Below are 4,769 nucleotides of genomic sequence, written 5' to 3' on the forward strand. Positions count from 1 at the left end.
AATTGAAAGAAAGTCCCTAACAATGGAGCCGAGAGGGAAGTTCGTGTCCGCCTTGGCTTGCCAACGGAGTGTGGGCCGGCGGGTTACGGCTGCGCCTAACGCCTACGACTGCGACGCTACGGCATTGATTGCCGACCGGCGGTGTAGGTATCGCGCGCCGGCGTTTACTTCGGCAGCCCCAGCCAATTGACGATGTTGTTGCGTTGGATGGCCGATGACCCGCCGAAGATGGGCAGTGCCAGCGAGTCGCGCACGTAGCGTTCCATGGGGAATTCGCTGGCGTAGCCGTAGGCGCCCATGATCTTCTGCGCGGCCAGCGTGATCTCGGTGCAGTACTCGGTGGCCATGAGTTTGGCGATGGCGGTTTCGACGCCGTGCCGGCCTTCGCTGCCGAGCTGGCCCGCCACCTGGTAGACCAGCGTGCGGGCGGTGTAGAGCTTGGCCTGCATGTCGGCCAGCGTGTGGCGGATGGACTGGTAGGTGCCGATGGCCTTGCCGAACTGCTTGCGTTCCTGCGCGTATTGCCAGGCGTCTTCCAGCGCGGCGGTGGCGACGCCGAGCGCGATGGCGGCCACTTCGATCTTCTCCACATCCAGCCCCGGCCCGGCCAGCATGTCCCAGCCGCGGTTCCAGGCGTCTTCGCCGCCGACCAGGTTACCGAGGGGCACGCGCACGTTGTCGAAAAGCACGTCCGTGGTGTGGATGCCGCGCACGCCCATGCACTCGAAGGCGGTGACGGAGACGCCGGGCGCGGTCGGCGGGATGAGCACGAACGAGAGGTTCCGGTAGCGCTGCCCGGCGCGGTCGCTGCAGACCAGGGTGTAGATGTAGTCGGCCTCGTCGGCGCCGGAACAGAAACGCTTGGCGCCGTTGATGACGAGTTCGTTGCCCTCGCGCACGGCGGTGGTCTTGACGCTGCCGAGGTCCGAGCCCACGTCGGGCTCGGTGAGGCCGTAGGCGAAGATCAGCCTGCCGTCGGCGATTTTCGGCAGCAGTTCGCGCTTTTGCGATTCGGAGCCGACTTCGTTGATGTTCATGCCGGCGTAGCAGGTGCACATGATGTACGGCACCGACACGGCCAGCGAGCGACGCGACAGTTCCTCGATCACCGCCATGCAGGCCGGGATGTCCACACCCGCGCCGCCGTATTCCTCCGGCACGGTGAGGCCGCACACGCCAAGCTCGGCCAGCCGGTCGAACACGTCCCGAGGGAACACGTCCTCGCGGTCCCAGCGCGCTGCTGCCTCGCGCGGCATTTCGCGCTCCACGAAACGCCGCAGCTGGTCGCGCAGCAGGCGGATGTGTTCGGGTTCGGCCAGTTCCAGCATGGCGATCTCCGCAGGAAGTGTTGTCTGGGAGCCACAGGTTCGACTCAGAGGCGCTGCGGCACAGGGACGTACCGCCAACTCAACGCCGCGCAGGCGTTGAGTTGAAGGAACCTGAAAGTCACATCTTTCGGATTCCGTGGTCTGAGCAGTCCGGGATGGACTGATTCAGACTTCTATCGGTTCTTCCACTGTGGCTTGCGCCGCTCGCGGAACGAGGACAGGCCTTCCTGAATGTCCTGCCCGAACACCACCGGGTCCCAGATCTGCCGCTGGAACTCTTCCAGTACCTCGCGGTTGTACTTGACCGACAGGCGCACGGCCTGTGTGTGGGCCGCCACCGAGCGCGGCGAGTTGCCGGCGATTTTCTGCGCCAGCGTCATGGCCTCCGCCTGTACCTGATCGTCCGCCACCACGCGGTTGACCAGACCACAGGCCTTGGCCTCGGCGGCGCCGAACGGCTCGGCGGTGAGCACCTTTTCCATGAACACGCGCGGGCCCATGAACTTCCACAGGTCCAGATACCCCATGGTCGGCATGCCGACCGAGGTTTCCGGAATGCCGAACTTGCACGACTCGCCGGACACGATCAGGTCACAGGCGTTGGCCAGCAGCAGGCCGCCGGCCATGCAGTAGCCGTGCACGGCGGCGATCATCGGCTTGGGCGTGGCGCGCACCAAAGCAAAGGCTTCCAGGCCCTGGCGCGGCATGACGTAGAAGTTCTCCGGCTCGTCGCCGATCAGCTCCAGCGCTTCCTTCAGATCGCCACCGGTGCAGAAGGCCCGGCCCTCGCCGCGCAGCACGGCCACCCAGGCCTGGTCGTCGGCGGCGTAGCGGCGCACCGCGTCGGTGAGGTCCGTCAGCATGGCCACGGACATGGCGTTCATGGCCTCGGGACGGTTCATGGTCAGGACGGCGACATGCCCGTCGCGGGCATAGGTGACCTGCGGTTCGCTCATGGGCGAGGTTCTCCTTCTCTTGTTCTGCACGGGGCCCGTCAGGGCTGCCTGACGTGTGTTCAGGAGCATACGCGATGGCCGCCGCGACGGTACAGGGCGGCGCCGGCCTGACCTCGGTCAAGTTGCGGCGGGTGCCGCGTGGCGTAATGCCGGGCAGCCGGCACCGCAGCGGATGTGGTGCGTGTTCACCAGCGGGGAGTTTGCAATGGTCAAGGTTACGGAACTGGGCTACATGGGCTTCAACGTCACCGACATGGCGGCGTGGGAGCGCTTTGCCACCGAGGTCGTCGGCATGGAACTGCACGACGCCGGCGAGGGCGACCGCAAGTACCTGCGCCTGGACGACTGGCACCACCGTTTCGTGCTGCACCAGAGCAACGAGGACGACATGGCCTACATCGGCTGGCGCGTGCCGGGGCCGGACGAACTCGAGGAAATGGCCGCCCAGCTGGAAGCCGCCAAGATTCCCTACCGCTGGGCCAGCAGCGCCGAGTGCGACGAGCGCCGCGTGCTGGGCCTGCTGAAGCTGAACGACCCCGGCGGCAACCCGACCGAGGTGTTCTATGGCCCGGAGGTGATGGCCTTCCGGCCGTTCCATCCCGGCCGGCCCATGTACGGCCGCTTCGTGACCGGCGATCAGGGGCTTGGGCACTGCATCCTGCGCCAGAGTGACGTCAAGGCGGCCTACGACTTCTACACCAAGGTGTTCGGCATGCGCGGCTCGGTGGAGTACAAGCTGCGCCAGCCGGACGGCTCGGTGGTGACGCCGACCTTCATGCACTGCAACGACCGTCAGCACTCGGTGGCCTTCCTGGGCGGGCCCATGCCCAAGCGCATCAACCACCTGATGCTGGAGTACACGGACCTGAACGACCTCGGCGTGGCCTATCACGCCGTGCGCCAGCGCAAGCTGGCGGTGGGTATCGACATCGGCAAGCACTCCAACGACCAGGCCGTCACCTTCTACTGCGGCAACCCGTCCGGCTGGCTGTCGGAGCTTGGCTGGGGCGCGCGCACCGCACTGAGCCAGCAGGAGTACTACTCGGCCGACATCTGGGGCCACGAGGTGGAGGCCTCCGGCTTCGGCATGGACCTGGACATGGTGGCCGAGGAGGACGCCCCGGCCAAGGTCGGCGGCGCCTGAGGTGTGGCCGGCGCCGGGGGCCGCGGGGCCGCCCGCGCCGGTGTGAATCGTGCAAGTCGATGCGTCGCCCAGGGCCGGGCGGCAGGACGCCCGCGCAGGAGGCGCGGGCCGCAGGGAGCGCTCGCGGGACGCCGCGAACCGGTGACCCGCACAGCTCGCGGTTGAGTCACACGGCCGCCAGGCCCCCGGCCGGCGGCGACATTCCCTGGAGGAGCAGCCCATGGCTACTGTTGCGCAAGACGTCCATACCGCTTACCTGATCGACGTAAAGGCCGACTGGCTCAAGCACCTGAAGAACGACATCCTGGAGCCGGTCGCCGCCGCCGCGCTGGCGCATCCGGTGCTCGAGTCCATCGAGGCCGGCCGCCTGCCGAAGGACACGTTCGCCCGCATGATGGCCAACCTGTGCTGGGTCATCACCGGCTTTCCGGAGTACGTGTCGGCGCTGGCCGCCAACTGTCCCAAGAACGACCACATGGTGAAGGCGGCGCTGCTGGAGAACGCCTACATCGAGCGCGACCACCCGTTCCTGCTGGCGCAGGCGGTCAATGCGCTGGGCGGCCCCGGCGACGCCATCCTGGAAGGGCCGGACTGGGTGTCGTTCGATTACGACCCGTACATCCACATGCTGCGCATGGTGATCGAGGGCTACGTGTTCCACCGGCCGTGGATCGAGGGCATGGCCGCCACCGCGGTGGGGGTGGAAAGCGTGGTGCCGGCCGTGTTCGGTCGCATCGGCGATGCCGCCGTCCGGCACTACGGTCTGGCCGAGGAAGACGCCGAGTGGTTCCGTATCCACGGCGGCGAGGTGGAAATGGAGCACGGCAACGAGGGCCTGCGGGTGCTCGAAAAGTACGTGGCCGACGACGACCTCAACACCCAGAAGGCCTGCATCGCCGGCGCCCGTCTGGTGGCCAACGCCATTGGCACCGGGCTGTTCGACGCCGTGGCGCGCTGGTAAGGCCCGGGCGCGCGACGATGGCGCGCATTCGCATCAACGGCGGGCCGTGGCGCAAGGTGATGCCCGGCTCGAGCCTGCTCGGCCTCATCAAGGGACGCGGCGGGGTGCCCATCCACAGCGCGTGCGGACTCGGCAGCTGCGGGTCGGACATCGTGCTGGTCGTGGCCGGCATGGAGAACCTCAGCCCGCCGTTTGCGACCGAGACCCGCACGCTGGCCGCCGAGGGCGCGCCCGACAACGCGCGTCTGTCGTGCGTCACCAGGCTGCTGGACGGCGACGTGGAGGTCGACGTGCCGCCCGACAGCCTGGAACCGCCGGCGGCCTGAAGTTCCGGTCGGTTGACGCGCGCCGCCGGCCCGGCTGTCTGGCCGGCGGCGCGC

5 protein-coding genes are annotated in these 4,769 nt (G+C 67.7%); 3 read left to right on the forward strand and 2 right to left on the reverse strand.

All coding sequences use genetic code 11. The annotated features are described in order from the left end of the window. Positions 1-164 precede the first annotated feature (164 nt). Together ABYX71_RS10445 and ABYX71_RS10450 are read right to left on the reverse strand one after the other, a co-directional pair. On the reverse strand, positions 165-1,328 hold the full coding sequence (locus ABYX71_RS10445) for an acyl-CoA dehydrogenase family protein (protein WP_372696437.1): 1,164 nt from the start codon (positions 1,326-1,328) through the stop codon (positions 165-167). Between the two features lie 173 nt (positions 1,329-1,501). After that, positions 1,502-2,284, reverse strand: coding sequence for an enoyl-CoA hydratase/isomerase family protein (locus ABYX71_RS10450; protein ID WP_372696438.1), 783 nt, complete (start codon positions 2,282-2,284; stop codon positions 1,502-1,504). A gap of 205 nt (positions 2,285-2,489) precedes the next feature. Here ABYX71_RS10450 and bphC point away from each other — a divergent pair, with 205 nt between their 5' ends. The 3 genes from bphC (at position 2,490) to ABYX71_RS10465 (ending at position 4,715) form a co-directional block, all read left to right on the forward strand. Continuing rightward, complete coding sequence (gene bphC / locus ABYX71_RS10455; protein ID WP_372696439.1) at positions 2,490-3,428, forward strand: biphenyl-2,3-diol 1,2-dioxygenase; 939 nt, start codon at positions 2,490-2,492, stop codon at positions 3,426-3,428. Between the two features lie 220 nt (positions 3,429-3,648). Further along, positions 3,649-4,389 carry a TenA family transcriptional regulator gene (locus tag ABYX71_RS10460; protein WP_372696440.1) on the forward strand — a complete coding sequence of 247 codons (741 nt, stop codon included), beginning with the start codon at positions 3,649-3,651 and terminating at the stop codon, positions 4,387-4,389. A gap of 17 nt (positions 4,390-4,406) precedes the next feature. After that, entirely contained in the window at positions 4,407-4,715 is a 309-nt protein-coding gene (locus ABYX71_RS10465; protein WP_372696441.1) for a 2Fe-2S iron-sulfur cluster-binding protein, read from the forward strand. Positions 4,716-4,769: the final 54 nt, after the last annotated feature.

The sequence above is a fragment of the Immundisolibacter sp. genome (genome assembly GCF_041625615.1).
Lineage (GTDB): Bacteria > Pseudomonadota > Gammaproteobacteria > Immundisolibacterales > Immundisolibacteraceae > Immundisolibacter.